The following is a 15,038-nucleotide window of genomic DNA, read 5'->3' as shown; positions in this document are numbered from 1 at the left end:
ACGAAACGACGCGTCACGAACGGCGGCACGCCTCTGGGGCGGTTGTCGGATCCAGGTTTCACAGGAGCACAACAGGTTGCCTCTGTATCGTCCTGCGGATGCGTGCAAAACCGAAACCCACCACGGTCACGGATGATGTGCGGGGCAGTCGACCCACCACGAAACGGGCGAAGCCGGAGACTCTGGCCATCTTCGCCGTTTTCGCCCTCTACGCGGCCTTCCTCCTGAAGCTGCTTCTCTTCTCTCGTTCACCGGGTTCGGAGAGATCGATCAATCTCCTCCCGTTCGCAAGCATCGCGCAATACGCGTTCAGCCACTCTCCCGGGACCGCGAGAGTGGCGTTCGCCAACGTCGCCGGGAACATCCTGATCTTCATCCCGCTCGGAGTCTACGCATCGTGGCTCCGACCTCGGGCGGCCGCATGGCTGACCATGCTCAAGGTCGCCTCGGTCAGCGTCGCCGTGGAGATCATCCAGGGCGTGTTTGCGGTTGGAGCATCGGACATCGACGATGTGATTCTGAACTGCGTCGGAGGACTCATCGGAATTCTCGCATTCCGGCTGCTCTCCGCGATCCTGCGCGGGCGATCCCGGGAACGGACCGCGATGGCCGTGTTTTCGCTGCTTTCGATGCCCGTCTGGGTCTACTTCTTGTTCATCATCCGACTACACATGTGAACACATCCCGTCAGCTCTGCGGTATGGACAGAACCGGCTTGCGCTTGCCGTTGGCGTCTTCAGTCAGCGTCGGGACCGGGGGCGCCGGCGGGGCTACTACCGGCGCGGGTGCTGGCGGTGGCGGCGGCGCGGGTGGAATGCAGGAGTAGTTGTAGTCGAAGTCCGTGGTGAATTGGGTGAGCGCAACCACGCCCCCGGCCGTCAGCGGAGGGGCCGAGCAGAGTTCGGCGGCGGACTCGGGTGACGTTGCTCCGGCAAGCCAGCTCTTAAGCCCGTTCAGATTGCTGTTGGGGCGAAGCTGACCAGCGATGACCCCGAACTGGTACGACGTTGAGTAGATGCCCACCGCAACGCCAATGCTTTGCAGGTAGGCGGCCATGCCTTCAAGATCGGCGGCGTTGGCCACAGTGTCCCAGGACCAGGCATTCCCGGTCTCCACGTCCAGCCACCACATGTGCTTGGCGGGGTCGGGTACACCGAACCGGTTGACGTCGTCGGAGGCCATTCCGTAACCGTAGATGTAGGCACAGGCCGCCGAAGCGGTCCCGTCGCAGTTTCCATACGGGTTAGGACCCGTCAGGGTGACGTCCCTGTTGGATGCCGGCCACCACCCGCCAGATCCTGCGGGATTGGCGGTGTTGACGTACAGAGCGGCCGCCGCTTGGCTCGTCCCGCCCGCCGAACCGCTGGCCCAGCCCAGCTGTTCGGCGAAACAGGGATTCACGGTGCCCGGCCGGCCGCCGTTCACTCCGACGATCGCGAACGCCTGGCCGGAAGGCAGTCCGCCCCCGCATTGGGGCCAGGAAATGTCGTTGCCCAACGCGGCGGCCGGGTTCGGAGACGCCATCGGTGCGGCATTCGCGGCGGAGGATGGGATGGCTATCCAAGCAAACAAGAGGCAAGCGACGGCCATGAGTTTTGCAGTTTTCATGATGTGCGTCCTTGGCATGGTTCAGGGCCCTGCCGGGGCTGGTACTGCCGCACATTGCGTTCCAAAAAGCAATGGCAGTGAGCCATCTTCGGCTCACTACGGATCCTACGGACCGGCTTCCAGACAGCCTTGAGTGATCCCTACTCGACTTAGTTAATGGATTTGCGAGTGTGGCCGGGATTGCACCCGGAGAATGGGGCTCAGCCCTCTGAACCGCGTCAGGAAGCAATCAGTCCGTCAGCGACTACCGCGAGCATCGATGCTGCTGCATCGGCCGGAAGTTCGCTGTTGTCCACTACCGCGGCCACGCCACCGACGAGCCGGCTGATCTGCATCGCGTCGACTCCGGGGCGCAAGGCCGAGTCCAACGCCTCGATCACGCGCTGATTGGCCCCCAGGTAGGTCTGGCACTTTGCCGCGAATGGCGAACCGGGGTCGCCCAACGCGGCAGTAATCCGCGCGGCGGCACCCTTGTGCTCTGTCAGCATCGACGCATAGTCGGTCAGCCAATTCAGCAACCGCTCCCGCGCAGGGGCGTCGAGCGTCAGGGCCCGTTCGACGGCGGTGTTGACCTTCTCTGCCCACGCTTCCAGGACCGCGTCGTACAACGACTCTTTGGTAGGGAAGTGCCGGTAGAGCGTACCGGGTCCCACCTCGGCCGTTTTGGCAACTTCATCCATCGAAACGGCTTCGTAGCCTTTGACCCGGAAGAGCGCACGTGCAACCTCCACGATCCGGTCGCGGTTGCGTTGGGCGTCAGCGCGCACAGAAACACCTTTCGATACACCATTGCAAATCGGAGAGTGTCTCCGTATAGTTCTAAGCGGAGCATCTCTCCTCTTAGTGTACGTCAGCCCCCTCGGCTAGAACAGGACACCTCCCATGACACCCACAATCGCCACACGCGCCCCAGCCGGGATCGTTACATCCGGCCGTCGCGCCGGCAGCATTGGCCTCTGGCTGGTCATGCTGGCCCAACTCATGCTTGTCCTCGACGCGACTGTCGTGAACGTCGCGCTCCCCCACATCGCCACCGACCTCCACTTCGACCGGGCCGAGCTCAGCTGGGTCCTGAACGGCTACGCCGTCGCTTTCGGCGGCCTCCTGCTGCTCGGCGGACGGATCGGAGACGTCGTCGGCCGCCGTCGCACCTTCCTGGTGGGCGTCGCGGCCTTCACGCTCTTCTCACTACTCGGCGGCCTGGCCACCTCGCCGCTCCTTCTCGTCATCGCACGCGCGCTTCAGGGCCTCGGCGCCGCATTCGCCGCTCCGAGCGTGCTCGCACTCATCACCACAAGCGCAAAGGACGACGGCGCGCGGAACCGGGCGCTCGCCCTGTTCTCCGCCATTGCCTCCATGGGTGGCGCGCTCGGGCTCATCCTCGGCGGTCTTCTCACCGACACCACCAGCTGGCGGTGGACCCTCTTCATCAACGTGCCGATCGGCGTCGTGGTCCTCATTGCGGTACCGCGCCTCGTCGCGGAAACCCCCCGGCGCCCCGGGCGCTTCGACATCCTCGGAGCGGTCACCGCGACGGGCGGCGCCGTCGCCATCGTGTGGGGCCTCATCCAAGCGGGCGACGTCGGCTGGTCGAGTCCGCGGACGATCGGCGGCCTGGTTGTCGGGGCCGCGCTGATCGCCATTCTTGCCGTCACCGAACGGAGGGTGGCCCACCCGCTGCTCCGACCGCAACTGCTGCGCAGTCCCAGCCGAGTGGCCGCGCTGGCAGCGATGGCGGCCACCTACGGCGGGATGCTGGCGATGTTCTTCCTCATGGTCCAGTACCTCGAAGACGATCTGCACCTCACGCCGATGGTGACGGGGCTGGCGTTCCTGCCGATGCCGCTGAGCATCTTCGCGATGTCGCGGATCGTCCCGCGGCTCCTCGAGCGCTTCGGAGCCGTCAGTCTGGTCATCTTCGGCACGGCCCTTCGCGTCGTCGCTTTCTTGCCGCTCACGCAACTCAACGCTGACACCCCGTTCGCCATTGTTTTGCTCGCGCTTCTGGGCACCGGAATCTCCGCCGGAATGACGTTCATGCCGCTCACGACGCTCGCGCTGCGAAACGTCGAACCCGAGCACGCAGGTTCCGCATCGGGACTCTTCCAGACAATGCAGCAGTTGGGCGGCGCCGTCGGGCTGGCCATCGTCGCTTCGATCTACGCGGCATTCGCTGTCCCCGGCGATTTCCTGACCGGCGGGCGGGCCGGGTTCTGGTCGGCAACCGTCCTTTCCGCACTCGCGCTGGCAGCCGTCCTGGGGTTGGTCTTCAAACCCCGGAACGCCGCATGAGGAGTGCTCTCACAGGCCGCCTAAGCCCCTGGCATAGGCGGCCTGTCCCGCGTGCTGAAGGCAATCGGCAATCGTGCTGACCAACCGCACGCCGAGAGTGACAGGCGGGTCCCAACGGGTGTCGACGACGCGATCAAGGTCCTCATCGCCAAGGGTTTTCACGAACGCCACCGTCTGCCGATGGACGGCGTCGTAGTATTCGAGCAACAGCGCCGGCGGCGCCTGAACTGCGTCGACTTTATCGCTCGAGTGGCCGTAGCCGGTGTCGCGTTCGGGCAGTGGCAGCTTGAAGCGGGCGGCAAACTCCTGCGAGGTCCACGCCTGTTCGACGCCGGCGGCCGACGCGACTTGGACGTCCTCCACCCGGCTGAGGTGCCAAATCAACCAGGCTATAGAGTTCCCGGTGCCGCCGGGCCGCCGGGCCAGGGACTCGCCGTCGACCCCTTCAAGCGTGGCGGCCACTATGTCACGGATCCGGGCAAAAGCATCCAGCAGCAGTTCGTTGGATTTCATCGCGTCCTTTCACTGTGTTCTTCGCCGGGATCCCACGAAGTCCAAGGCCTCGCGTGCCAGGGCCAGCCAGGACTCCTCATCGTCGGAAGTGACGGTGAGCCATTCCCTCATCGCACGGCCCTTTCCGGCGTCAAACGGTGCGCCAGCTCCGGTTCCGATCAACGTCTCGACCCGCTGGTGCGGCAGCTTCACAACGAGCCTGCCTCCGGAGAGCATCGCAAAAATCGAGCCGTGGACCTTGAGAGCATTCGAACCGAATCCGCGTTGCCCCGGTTCTCCCGGCACGCCGACGTCCGGACTGGCCCTGAATTCATCAACCAGCACGTTGAATCGCTCCTCAGGCAGCATGGGAACATCTTCCCGCCCAAGACCTCGTGGAACAACCAGTTCCGATCCGCCGGTTGTTCGGGATCAGGCATTCGGCGGATCAAGCATCGGTGGATCTGCATCGGCGGATCTGCAGGCATAAACTACAAGCAGAACCTCTTCCGACTGCGGGGAGCTCACATGGACACTGAATTCGCCGATGTCATCGGTCATGATGTCACCACGATCACTTGTCTCTGCGGAAACACCGTCAGCAAAGAGGGATTGATTCAGGCCAACTCACAGGGCGTTCCTGTTTACGCCGGAAATGACTCGCCGGTACCCGCCGGACTTGCCGCGTGGCCCGACGACGAGGACCTCTACACCCTGTGTCCGGCATGCGGCCGCGTCTATCACGACACCATCATTGAAGCGACAGGGACCGCGCCCGTTTCGTTCCAAGTCGATGTCACGGCAGGGCCGGTCGCGGAGGCGATCCGGGTTCATTGGGACCTCAACAGCTAGTACTTGGGGCGTGTTTTCCTTGTTTTCGCTTTTCTCGTCGGCGGGTGGCAGCGTGGGGGCTTAATTGTCAGTGCCTCGTGACAGGGTTTAGTCATGGAAGGCACCGGTCACCTCACCGCCCCTCGGGCGGCCGCGCCCGACGGCGGGATCCCGTCGCCGGGGCGCGTGGCCCGCCGCCTGAAGCCTGTCGCCGCCCGCCATGCCCGGCTCCAATACGCAGCTCAGTTCGCAGCCCGGCTTCAAAGCCCTGGCCGGTTTCAACACGCTGCGCAGCACCAAAGCCTGGCCCGGTTCCAAAGCCCTGCGCAGCACCAAAACCCGGTCCGGCTACAAGACCCTGCGCAGTTCGAAAGCCCTGCGCAGTTCGAAAGCCCTGCGCAGCACCCAAACCCGGTCCGGTTCCAAAGCACGGCGGCCGGCGGGCCGCTGCCCGCGGGCGGTCTTGATCAGGCGGTGGCGGTGATGGATGCGCTGCGCTCAACCGCTCCCGCCGACACCCGCCTGTTCGGTTTCCCTGAAGCCGCGGATTTCGCCGGCCGGGTCGAGGAGATCGCCCGGTCGGTGGAGTTCCTGCAGATCCTCGCGGCCCAGGCCGTGGAACGGACACGGCGCGAAGCCCAGGCCGCACGGCACACCTGCCCGGCTCCGGGGTGGAGGACCGGCTGGACCGAACCCACCACAAGCGGCACGGCAGACACGGCCGACGCGGCCGATGCGGCGACTGACGCCGACACGGCAACCGCGGCAGGTGCGCCGGGGTCCGTGGCCGGCCTCGCCGAAGCCGCCGACCCGGTCCATGACGGGTACCGGAACGCCGCCGAATTCCTGCGCGCCAGGCTGCGGATCGGCATCAGCGAAGCACGGCGCCGGCTCACCCTGGCCGAAAGCGTGCTCCCGCAGACAGGAATCACCGGACAAGACCTCCCCGCACGCCACCCGGTCCTCGCCGCGGCCCTGTCCGCCGCGGCCGTGCCGTCCCGCTCGGCCACCCTCATCAGCATCGCCCTGGACCAGGTACGCCACCACGCCGACCCGGACACCATCGGGCAGATGGAACACTCCCTGACCCGGACCGCCCTGGAAAGCGATCCCGACTTCGTGCACCGGATGGCCAAACGCTGGGTCGACGCCATCGACCAGGACGGAACCGAACCCAGCGAGGAAGAACTGCGCCACCGCCAAGGAGCATTCATCCGCACACCCCGCCACGGCCTGCACCACCTGGAAATCTTCGCCACCGCCGAACAAATCGAAACCCTCGCCACCGCCATGAACACCGCCGCCAACCCCCGCCTCCAACACCACACCGGCACCGGCACCGGCACCGGCGGCGAGGGAGCACAGGGCCCGGATTCAGGGGACACCGGCACGGGCGGCGACAGCAACAGCGAAGGCGCGCACCCCGGCCTGGACCGCCGCTCCCGCCCGCAGAAACTCCTCGACGGACTCGTCGGCGCCTGCAGTATCGCCCTGGCCACCGGCGAACTGCCGGCCAACGGCGGCCTCCGCCCCCAGGTCATGGTCACCATCGACTACCAAGACCTGCTCAACCGCCTCCAACACCACACCCCCACCCCAAACCCCGGCACCACAAACCCCGGCGCAGCAAACGCCCGGCCCGGCACCGGGGCCGCCACGTTCCACGGCCCGATCCACCCCACGGCCATCCGCAAAATCGCCTGCGACGCGGACATCATCCCCGTCCTGCTCGGCAGCGAGGGCCGCGTCCTGGACATCGGCCGGACCACCAGGATCTTCCCGCCCCACATCCGCAAAGCCATCATCGCCCGCGACCGAGGCTGCGCCTTCCCCGACTGCACCATCCCCGCACCCTGGTGCGAAGCCCACCACATCACCTACTGGACCAACGAAGGCACCACCTCAACCGACAACGGCACCCTGCTCTGCAGCCACCACCACCACGTCATCCACAAAGAACACTGGACCATCACCACCGAAACCGGCGTGCCATGGTTCACACCCCCACCCCACCTCGACCCCCGCCAAACACCCCGACGCAACCACCACTTCAGACCCACCCGCACATAAAGCCACCCCGGACATGAAACGCCCATCGGGACAAGGCCGCCCGAATTCGTTGACATGTGACTAAATGGTCACCTATCCTGAATCCATGGACGCCGTCTTCAAGGCACTCTCCGACCCCACCCGCAGGGATCTGCTCGACGAGCTCTTCCGCGAGGACGGGCAGACGCTCAGCGCGCTTGAAGCACGGTTCGACATGACCCGTTTCGGGATCATGAAGCACCTCAAGATCCTTGAGGAAGCCGGGCTGGTGGTGACCCGCCGTCGTGGTCGCGAAAAGCTCCATTACCTGAATCCGGTACCCATCAGGCTCGTCCACGACCGCTGGGTGAGCAAATATGCAGAACCATGGGCCGCTGCGTTGAGCGACCTCAAAACCAGATTGGAAAGTCCCGTGGAAAAAATCTTCGAAATCTACATCAAGACCACTCCGGAACGGCTTTGGGAAGCCATCACGGACAGCGACACCCGCAGCAAGTACCAGTTTGGCAACACCCACACTGCGGACTGGACGCCGGGCGGGCACTACGAGATGCACAATCCGAAGGCCAACGGAATGGTCCTCGGCGAAGGCGAGAACGTGGAGGTCGATCCCCCGCGCAGGCTCGTCCAGACCATGCGCGCGCTCTGGGGGGAAGACGTCAAAGCCGAAGGCACATCACGCGTCACCTGGGAGATCGAACCGGTGGGCGACTCCTGCCACCTGACCGTCACCCACAGCGATCTTCGCGAAGGCGGCAACGACCAGATCTACGGCGGTTGGCCGATGATCCTCTCCGGCCTCAAGACCTGGCTGGAGACCGGCGAAGTCCTGACGACTCCCGGTTCATTGATGTATTCGTGAGGCTCGACGGCGGGGCGAACCGCGGCCGTTAGCTCCTGGCGGCGGGAGCGAGGGCCGCGTTGAGGTACTCCAAGTGCGCCAGGGTCGGTGCAGTCGTGTTTGCCGCGTATTCCGGGTGCTTGGTGAGGAATTTCTTGATGAAAGGGCACACCGGCACGATCCCGACTCCCTCGCCCACGGTTTCCTTCAGGGCCACGTCGGCGAGCCTGCCCGCGAGGCCTTGTCCGCTGAACTCGTCGTTGATCACGGTGTGGTAGAAGATCCGCTGCGGGGACCCGGCGTCGTCGTACGCCTTGTACGCGGCCTTGCCGATCACGTGGCCATCAACCAGTACTTCAAAGCGCTCGCGGTCAACGTTGTGGCGGAAAGTGGCATCGGTCATCGCTAGCTCCTCGGTTAGGTCCTGTCGACCTACCCTAACCTTGGAGTCCGGACGCTTTGTTCCCGGTGCGACCTTGTCGACACACGCTGTGCAGCCATCAAAGGATCCCGGCACCGAGGACTCCTAGATTCCTGATTGGTTTGCTCTTTCCAACAATCCGGCATTGGTCCGGGACCACAAGTTGTTCTGAGCGTCCCGGAAGACCAGGCGCGTTACGCGCCAGTTCTCCTTACGGGTGATTGGCCGGGTGAACCCGGCCAGAGCGCCTGTGTGATCGGCCAAGGCCCAACCACTGCGGTCCTTGGGCGACTCCACAAAGTACTCCCCGGGCGATGACGCCGCGCGGACAAACATGCGTCAGGTAATCCAACTCCACGCTTCCCCAAGCCCGCGTTTGGACTTGGAGAAAGCGTGAAAGAAGGACTAGGCCGTGACGATGTCGCGTGTGGCGTGGTCGTACGTGAAGGTGACCTTGCCGCCGTCGTGCTTCAGCTCGTGGTTGGCGCCGTCACGCACGCCGAACGCGCCGTAGTTCTCGTCCCACGAGCGGTTCAGCGCGATCTTGTACGTATAGAAACCGGCAGGCAGCGTAGCGGCGAGGGTCCAGACCTTACGACGGGCATTGAACTTCATTTGCGCCTCGTCGTACTGCGGAGCCCAGTCCTCCGGCGCCCCGAGAATCGTGTTGAAGTCGCCGGCGATCGCGACGGCGGAGGGCTGCTCGAGCTTCTCGACGGCGGCGGCCGCTTTGGGTGCGGCAGCTTTCTTGGGTGCTGCCTTGGCGGCCGGAGCCTTCGTCGCGGCGGCTTCGACGGCAGGCGCCTTGTCCACTGCGGGAACCTTCTTGGCCGCGGGCTTCCTGGCGGGAGCCTTCTTGACGGGGGCCGTCGGAAGCGGAGTATCTGCCGGAACAGGCGTACCCTCAGCCAACGCGCTGGCGAACTCGTCCGGCTTGGCGAAAGCGACCGTGGCACGCAGGCCGTCGTCGGTGATGGTCCAGCCCGAACGGCCCTTGACCAGCCAGCCGGCCTTGACCAGCTTCGCGGTCTCCGTCGTCAGGTTCTTGTGGCCGCGCGGAATGCCTCCGCTGAGCAGTTCACTCTCGCGGGCGTCCAGCGGAACGCGGACAATCGCTTCAGCCAGGATCTCGCCGGCGTTCAACGACTGCTCGGACCACGTTCCCTCTGCCAAGACATCCAGGACGGTCTTGAGGCGGACACTGCTTTTTTCGACGGTGGACTTGGCCACTGGGTCTCCTTCAACGGCGGACATTCCTTCAGCAGTCTGCCAATGTTCTGTAAATTCTGGCGACTGTTCTTGGTAAACACCGTGTGTCGTGACCCACTATTACGCCCAAAAGTCGGCAAGTGATGGAAGGCTCTCGGGTACCGGTCGGTAGCTAGGGCTTGGGGTACCCTCTTGCCCCCTACTCCCCCGCGGCCTTCTCCCACTCGGCAACCTCGGCCAACAAATAGGCCTTTCGGGCCTCGTCAGCGAAGGACGAACGCACCGAGTTTGCGGCCAGAATTGCCCGCTCGCCGACAGTCAAGCCGTGCACGGCGACGAGCTGCTCGAAGTTGTCGTCCACGTACCCGCCAAAGTACGCAGGATCGTCCGAGTTCACGCTGACATTCAGCCCGGCTGCCAACATCGCAGGCAAAGGGTGGTCGGCCAAGGTGTCCACGGCGCGCAACCGGACGTTGGACAAGGGGCACACCGTCAGCGGGATTTGCTCCGACACCAACCGTTGCACCAGGGCCGGATCTTCCATGCAGCGGATGCCGTGGTCGATCCGCTCCGCACCAAGCAGATCGAGGGCCTCGTACACATAGGATGCGGGGCCTTCCTCGCCGGCATGCGCGATCCGTCGCAGTCCGGCCTCCGCCGCGCGGCGGTAGAGCCGTTCGAACTTCGACGGCGGATTGCCCACCTCGGCCGAGTCCAGGCCGATGCCGGCAATGGGCGCCTTCATGGCGAGCAGCTGGTCCAAAACCTCCAGCGCGGATTCCTCGGACATATCCCTCAGGAACGCGGCAATCAGGAGCGTCGAGACGCCGAACTCCTCCACCGACGTCGCGAGTGCGGACGCCACACCGTTGACGCACGTCTCCAGTGCCACTCCGCGAGAGATGTGCGCCTGCGGGTCCATCATGACCTCGACGTGCCGCACGCCGCCGGCCGCGGCGCGTGCCAAATATGCCCTGGTCATGTCCGCAAAGTCCTGCTCGGTGCGCAACACCGCCATGTTGGCGTAGTACAGATCAAGGAATGACTGCAGATCCGTGAACTCGTACCGCGCGCGCAGCTCGTCCAAATCCGCGTACGGAAGCTCGATCCCGTTCCGTTCAGCGAGCGCGAAAATCAGCTCGGGCTGAAGCGTCCCCTCGATGTGTAGGTGCAGCTCGGCAACCGGAGGTGCCGCCGTCGTCGTCGATTCGCCAAAAGTTTCCACCCGACAAGACTAGGACGAATACTCACCGCACCCCATTTGAACGCCCTCGCAAAGTGGGTTCAGGGCAGGTAGCGATTGATTCTGCGCAGGAGCGACCCGAAGACCGGATGGTGCTGCAATCGACGGACCATCACCGCGTTCCGAGCGCGGTCAACCGACCCCAGGCCGGACGATCTTGGCCGCGGGATACTCCGAACCGCAACACCAGCACGCGAAACCGCCTTGCACTTCATCATCGAATTCCGAAGGGGCTTCCATGGGACAAGTATTACTGCAAACCCCACTCTTCAGGGGCCCGATAACACAGGCGAGGGGAAGGCCACACCGTGTCAACTTGGATCTATGCCGTTCGGCCCCCAAACTGAAAGGATGCAGACCTTCCTCCCGTTCCCCGATTTCAAGCAAAGTGCTGCCGTCTTGGACACCGCAAGGCTTGGCAAGCAGCGTGTCGAAGCACTGCAGATCCTTCGCGCACTGGTGATCCCCGAGTTCGGCCGGCCCTCCCACCCCGCTATCCGCATGTGGATGGGCTACGTTCCCGCCCTTACTCTTTACGGCCTGGCCATGGTGGATGAATGGGTCGCCCGAGGCAACCCGGACAACACCCGCGCCAGCATCACCGAGTTCGCGCCCCAGGCGGCCCACCCGGACTACGCCTCCAAGATTCCGATGCCGCCGTGGCTGGGCGACGCCGATTTCCACCTGAGCCACCGCTCCAAGCTGCTCCAAAAGGAGCCCCGCTTCTACGCCGAACTCTTCCCGGACACTCCGAACGACCTTGAGTACCTCTGGCCCGAGCCTAGTCACGAGTTCATCCCCGAAGACCCCTACGACGACTTCATCTGGGTGCTTCGCGCCCCGGTGGGCGACGTCGAACCCGAAAAGATCGACAAGGTGGGGATGCCGGCAGCAGGCAAGGCCAAGGCTGCCAACAGCGACGGCGACGGTTACCAGTTCGTGTACGCATCGGAAACGTCCCGCCGCCCGGGCAAGACCGCCCGCAAGGCTCCGAAGCAACTGGTGAAGAAGCCCACCCGCAACCGCCAACGCCAGGACGAGGCCTTCCGCACGCTCCCCGGCAACACGTCCGTCCTCGTCCCCATCGAGGGTGGAGCCAAGTTTGCCTTGGGCAAGGTCCTCGGCCGGCCGATCACCCTGGAAGACGGCCGTTTCGGACGCAACTTCGAGGTCACCAAGATCATCGACCGTGCGGACTTCGACTACCCGGCCTTGTTGCAGGATCCCCGGGCGTTCTTCCCGATTCCGGCACCGTAACCCGGGCCAAGGGGACTGATGGATTTCCAGCAAATCATCGAGGCTGTCGGCCGGTACATGGACTTTGCGGGTGTCGCCGTGATGGTTGTCGGTGCCATCGCGTCGGTCCCGCTTGCCCTGCGCGGTTACAAGCCCAAACGCCTACCGGCAAGCTCGGCGCCGCTTTCGGTGTACCGCTCCTACAGGCAGCTCCTGGGACGCTCCATCCTGCTTGGCCTCGAATTCCTGGTGGCCGCGGACATCATCCGTACTGTCGCAGTCACCCCCACCTTTGAGAGCGTGGGGGTCCTGGCGGTCATCGTGCTGATCCGGACGTTCTTGAGCTTCTCCATCGAGCTTGAGATCACCGGGCGGTGGCCGTGGCAGAAGGCTCCCGCCCCAGGCTCGGGAGCCCATCCGACATCACCGGCTTCGTGACACACGAGTCGCACGCTCGCCCCCACTGCGCCGATCGCCGTCGTTTTCGTCATTGCGTCTACTTATTCTGCCGACGGACGAGCGCCCGGATAACCAAGATCTCATAGGCCACCAAGGCAACAACCCAAATGTAGTCATACCAGCGGGCGTCGAATCGAACGAGCAACGCCAGCAGACCAAGGGCTGCAACCAACTGGGTCGTGACGATGGCCAACCAAGGCGTGGTCTTCACCTTAGCCACAGGAAATGATCACCCCTCCTGCCGAGAAAAGGACACCCGCACCGTAGGCGGCCCAGCCGATTGCTCCTATCGGTCCCATAAGAGACACGATTACACCAAACCCTGCATACGCACATCCTATTGACACCGGTCCGCCAGGTGCCTTTTTATTTACGAGGACGGCTTCACCCGAAAAGTCGTATCGCCCTTCAAGGCGGATTTTTAGTGCCGCTTGCGTCTCCGAAAATTAAGGACTTTCAAGGAGCAAAGCTAGACGGTTGCTATCACCGTCAAACGCCTCAGAAATTGCGGTTTGAATCTGTTCAGGTGTTTGCAACTGCGACGTTGTTGCGGCGGGCGGTGGCGCTGGAACAGTTACGGCCGTTGCGCCATTAATCCCACCGAGCAACAGAGCTGCACTTGTAACGACAACCGAAATGACGCTTCGTACTTTCTTCCCAATGCCCATTTCTCTCCCCTTTGAGTTGTAGCAAGTGGGCGACCATCATAAGTTGCATTTGTTAGAGGAAAGTTGCGACTAGGTGCTGCTAGTGCAGAATTGAGTGTCGTTTGGCGGAAAAATGAGTGTTCTTGCTTGGGACGAATGAGTATTTTCATCGAAGATGCCCGCTGGGCCCTTTGGTGAATACTCTGGTTCCCGAGGAGTGCCAGCCCAGGCCATCCCTAACGCAACTGACTCGCAGTTAACGTCGTTTTCAGGGCTCAAAACGACACCTGCTGCGAGCTAGTTGGGCCCGGGATTCATCGATGTCTTCGGTCTTCCCCGGCGTTGGAACGCCTCATCCCACTGTGCCCAGTCTTCCGGCCGCACCGACGGACGTCCGAGAAGGTAGCCCTGCCCGGCGGTCATGCCGAGCTCGGCCACCGCGCTGAGCTCGGCTTCGGTTTCGATCCCTTCGGCGACGAGGGATGCCCCGATTTCCTTGGCGAACCCGACCATGGCAGCCCCCAACGCGCGCTGGCCTTGGTCGGTGTCGATGCCGGCGATGATGTCCCTGTCCAGTTTGATCACGTCCGGCTTAAGCAGCAAGACGTGGCGCATGGACGCAAACCCGGATCCAGCGTCATCAACGGCGATCCTCAATCCACGGCCTCGCAACGATGCAAGCGCAGCCGCGAGGGGACCGTAATCAACCACATGTTGGCGTTCTGTCACCTCGAGCACTATCCGCCCCATCGGGATTCCGGCATTCGCAAAAATGTCGGGCAACCGTGGGTCAAGACATGCCCGTGGTGAGAGATTCACGGAAACCGACAACGAGGGTGGCAGCCCGGTCGCGGCGCGCAGCGCGGTTTCGAGGGCAAGAATCTCAAGCTCAACATCGAGTCCCACTGCCGCAGCTTCGACGAACCACACCTCGGGAGAAATGCCCTGCGGACTCAAGAACCGGGTCAACGCTTCAGCCCCGAGGACTGCATCTGTTTCCAAGGATCGGATCGGTTGGAAGGCTGTGAGCAAGGTGCGGCTGGCCAGGATCGCTTCAATGCGGCTCCTGATCTCGCCGGTAGCCAGCGCGTCAAGTGTCAGGGGATCAAGGGCCCTGCTGGTTCCCTCAAAACCGTTCGGCTGTCCAGCGGCGTCGCGAAGCGCCCTTCCGGAAACCTCGACCACAACCCTGCTGCCGTCTTTGTGACGGCACACGGCGTGTAGTCCGGACCACCCGGCGGCGTTCTGGGTGGACGTTTTTGCTTGCAGTGCATTCGCCAGATCGTCGGGGTCGATAACCAGGCGGAAATGCCTTCCCAGGAGCTCGGAGGGCTCGTATCCGATCAAATCCACGCCCGCCGGGCTGGAGAAGGTGAAGCGCCCGTCATGTCCTATGGCCCACAACCACTCCCGGCTGGTGCTCAGCACCGTATCCATCAAGCGGCTGGTCTTTGACGCTTGGTCCCGCTCCCGCCGCTGGTGCCGCACCAAGGAAAATGACGCGAAAACCACAACCGGCACCACGAGCAAGGAAAACCCATCCGAAATCCAGACAGGCCATCCCCATGTTTCCCACGGATCATCGCCGGAGACGTAGGGCAGCCCCACCGCCAAGACAACACCCAACTCCATGGCGATGATGACAAACAGCCACAATCCGGGCCTGAAAGTCCGCGTCTTCGTTCCCAGCCTGCCCATTCCGAACATGGC

The 15,038-nt window shown here is 63.7% G+C and carries 17 protein-coding genes; 8 read left to right on the top strand and 9 right to left on the bottom strand.

Going from position 1 to position 15,038, the window contains the following annotated elements; translation table 11 throughout:
- Positions 1 to 98: 98 nt before the first annotated feature.
- The gene (locus OIT41_RS04935; protein ID WP_264637480.1) at positions 99 to 677 is read left to right on the top strand and encodes a VanZ family protein; all 579 of its coding nucleotides are present in this window, start codon (positions 99 to 101) and stop codon (positions 675 to 677) included.
- A 10-nt stretch (positions 678 to 687) separates the two neighbouring features.
- Here OIT41_RS04935 and OIT41_RS04930 read toward each other — a convergent pair whose 3' ends face one another.
- Positions 688 to 1,608: a hypothetical protein gene (locus OIT41_RS04930; RefSeq protein WP_241710743.1), complete on the bottom strand. Its 921-nt coding sequence runs from the start codon at positions 1,606 to 1,608 to the stop codon at positions 688 to 690.
- A 218-nt stretch (positions 1,609 to 1,826) separates the two neighbouring features.
- Positions 1,827 to 2,375 carry a TetR/AcrR family transcriptional regulator gene (locus tag OIT41_RS04925; protein ID WP_241710742.1) on the bottom strand — a complete coding sequence of 183 codons (549 nt, stop codon included), beginning with the start codon at positions 2,373 to 2,375 and terminating at the stop codon, positions 1,827 to 1,829.
- A 115-nt stretch (positions 2,376 to 2,490) separates the two neighbouring features.
- Here OIT41_RS04925 and OIT41_RS04920 point away from each other — a divergent pair, with 115 nt between their 5' ends.
- Complete coding sequence (locus OIT41_RS04920; RefSeq protein WP_078106117.1) at positions 2,491 to 3,900, top strand: MFS transporter; 1,410 nt, start codon at positions 2,491 to 2,493, stop codon at positions 3,898 to 3,900.
- A 9-nt stretch (positions 3,901 to 3,909) separates the two neighbouring features.
- Here the strand turns inward: OIT41_RS04920 and OIT41_RS04915 are convergent, their stop codons facing one another.
- The gene (locus tag OIT41_RS04915) at positions 3,910 to 4,413 is read right to left on the bottom strand and encodes a mycothiol transferase (protein WP_241710741.1); all 504 of its coding nucleotides are present in this window, start codon (positions 4,411 to 4,413) and stop codon (positions 3,910 to 3,912) included.
- 9 nt (positions 4,414 to 4,422) lie between these two features.
- Positions 4,423 to 4,761: a TfoX/Sxy family protein gene (locus tag OIT41_RS04910; RefSeq protein WP_241710740.1), complete on the bottom strand. Its 339-nt coding sequence runs from the start codon at positions 4,759 to 4,761 to the stop codon at positions 4,423 to 4,425.
- Positions 4,762 to 4,920: 159 nt separating this feature from the next.
- On the opposite strand from OIT41_RS04910, the gene OIT41_RS04905 reads away from it, so the two are divergent.
- From OIT41_RS04905 to OIT41_RS04890, 4 genes are all read left to right on the top strand, one after another.
- Positions 4,921 to 5,244, top strand: coding sequence for a hypothetical protein (locus tag OIT41_RS04905; RefSeq protein WP_264637479.1), 324 nt, complete (start codon positions 4,921 to 4,923; stop codon positions 5,242 to 5,244).
- A 199-nt stretch (positions 5,245 to 5,443) separates the two neighbouring features.
- Positions 5,444 to 5,707 (top strand): hypothetical protein, encoded by a 264-nt coding sequence (locus tag OIT41_RS04900; protein WP_264637478.1) that lies wholly within the window; start codon positions 5,444 to 5,446, stop codon positions 5,705 to 5,707.
- Complete coding sequence (locus OIT41_RS04895) at positions 5,707 to 7,293, top strand: HNH endonuclease signature motif containing protein (protein ID WP_264637477.1); 1,587 nt, start codon at positions 5,707 to 5,709, stop codon at positions 7,291 to 7,293. The genes OIT41_RS04900 and OIT41_RS04895 overlap by 1 nt, the downstream gene beginning before the upstream one ends.
- Before the next feature lie 85 nt (positions 7,294 to 7,378).
- Positions 7,379 to 8,134, top strand: a complete 756-nt coding sequence (locus tag OIT41_RS04890) for an ArsR/SmtB family transcription factor (RefSeq protein ID WP_078106162.1) — start codon at positions 7,379 to 7,381, stop codon at positions 8,132 to 8,134.
- 28 nt (positions 8,135 to 8,162) lie between these two features.
- Here OIT41_RS04890 and OIT41_RS04885 read toward each other — a convergent pair whose 3' ends face one another.
- The 3 genes from OIT41_RS04885 to OIT41_RS04875 all read right to left on the bottom strand — a co-directional run bounded on the left by OIT41_RS04885 (position 8,163) and on the right by OIT41_RS04875 (position 10,968).
- Positions 8,163 to 8,516 (bottom strand): GNAT family N-acetyltransferase, encoded by a 354-nt coding sequence (locus tag OIT41_RS04885; RefSeq protein ID WP_241710205.1) that lies wholly within the window; start codon positions 8,514 to 8,516, stop codon positions 8,163 to 8,165.
- Positions 8,517 to 8,939: 423 nt separating this feature from the next.
- On the bottom strand, positions 8,940 to 9,764 hold the full coding sequence (locus tag OIT41_RS04880) for a glycosidase (RefSeq protein WP_264637476.1): 825 nt from the start codon (positions 9,762 to 9,764) through the stop codon (positions 8,940 to 8,942).
- Positions 9,765 to 9,942: 178 nt separating this feature from the next.
- Positions 9,943 to 10,968: an adenosine deaminase gene (locus tag OIT41_RS04875; RefSeq protein WP_241710203.1), complete on the bottom strand. Its 1,026-nt coding sequence runs from the start codon at positions 10,966 to 10,968 to the stop codon at positions 9,943 to 9,945.
- Between the two features lie 369 nt (positions 10,969 to 11,337).
- Here OIT41_RS04875 and OIT41_RS04870 point away from each other — a divergent pair, with 369 nt between their 5' ends.
- Together OIT41_RS04870 and OIT41_RS04865 are read left to right on the top strand one after the other, a co-directional pair.
- A complete protein-coding gene (locus tag OIT41_RS04870) occupies positions 11,338 to 12,243 on the top strand; it encodes an MSMEG_6728 family protein (RefSeq protein ID WP_241710202.1) in 906 nt (301 codons plus the stop codon).
- An 18-nt stretch (positions 12,244 to 12,261) separates the two neighbouring features.
- On the top strand, positions 12,262 to 12,660 hold the full coding sequence (locus OIT41_RS04865; RefSeq protein ID WP_264637475.1) for a DUF1622 domain-containing protein: 399 nt from the start codon (positions 12,262 to 12,264) through the stop codon (positions 12,658 to 12,660).
- 58 nt (positions 12,661 to 12,718) lie between these two features.
- Here the strand turns inward: OIT41_RS04865 and OIT41_RS04860 are convergent, their stop codons facing one another.
- Together OIT41_RS04860 and OIT41_RS04855 are read right to left on the bottom strand one after the other, a co-directional pair.
- Positions 12,719 to 12,901, bottom strand: coding sequence for a hypothetical protein (locus OIT41_RS04860; protein WP_264637474.1), 183 nt, complete (start codon positions 12,899 to 12,901; stop codon positions 12,719 to 12,721).
- Positions 12,902 to 13,625: 724 nt separating this feature from the next.
- On the bottom strand, positions 13,626 to 15,035 hold the full coding sequence (locus OIT41_RS04855; protein WP_241710199.1) for an EAL domain-containing protein: 1,410 nt from the start codon (positions 15,033 to 15,035) through the stop codon (positions 13,626 to 13,628).
- Between the last annotated feature and the right edge of the window lie 3 nt (positions 15,036 to 15,038).

Source organism: Arthrobacter sp. YA7-1 (assembly GCF_025960325.1).
Taxonomy (GTDB): Bacteria; Actinomycetota; Actinomycetes; order Actinomycetales; family Micrococcaceae; genus Arthrobacter; species Arthrobacter bambusae_A.
The sequence above is the reverse complement of the archived record's forward strand: the minus strand, read 5'-3'. Positions and strand labels throughout refer to the sequence as shown.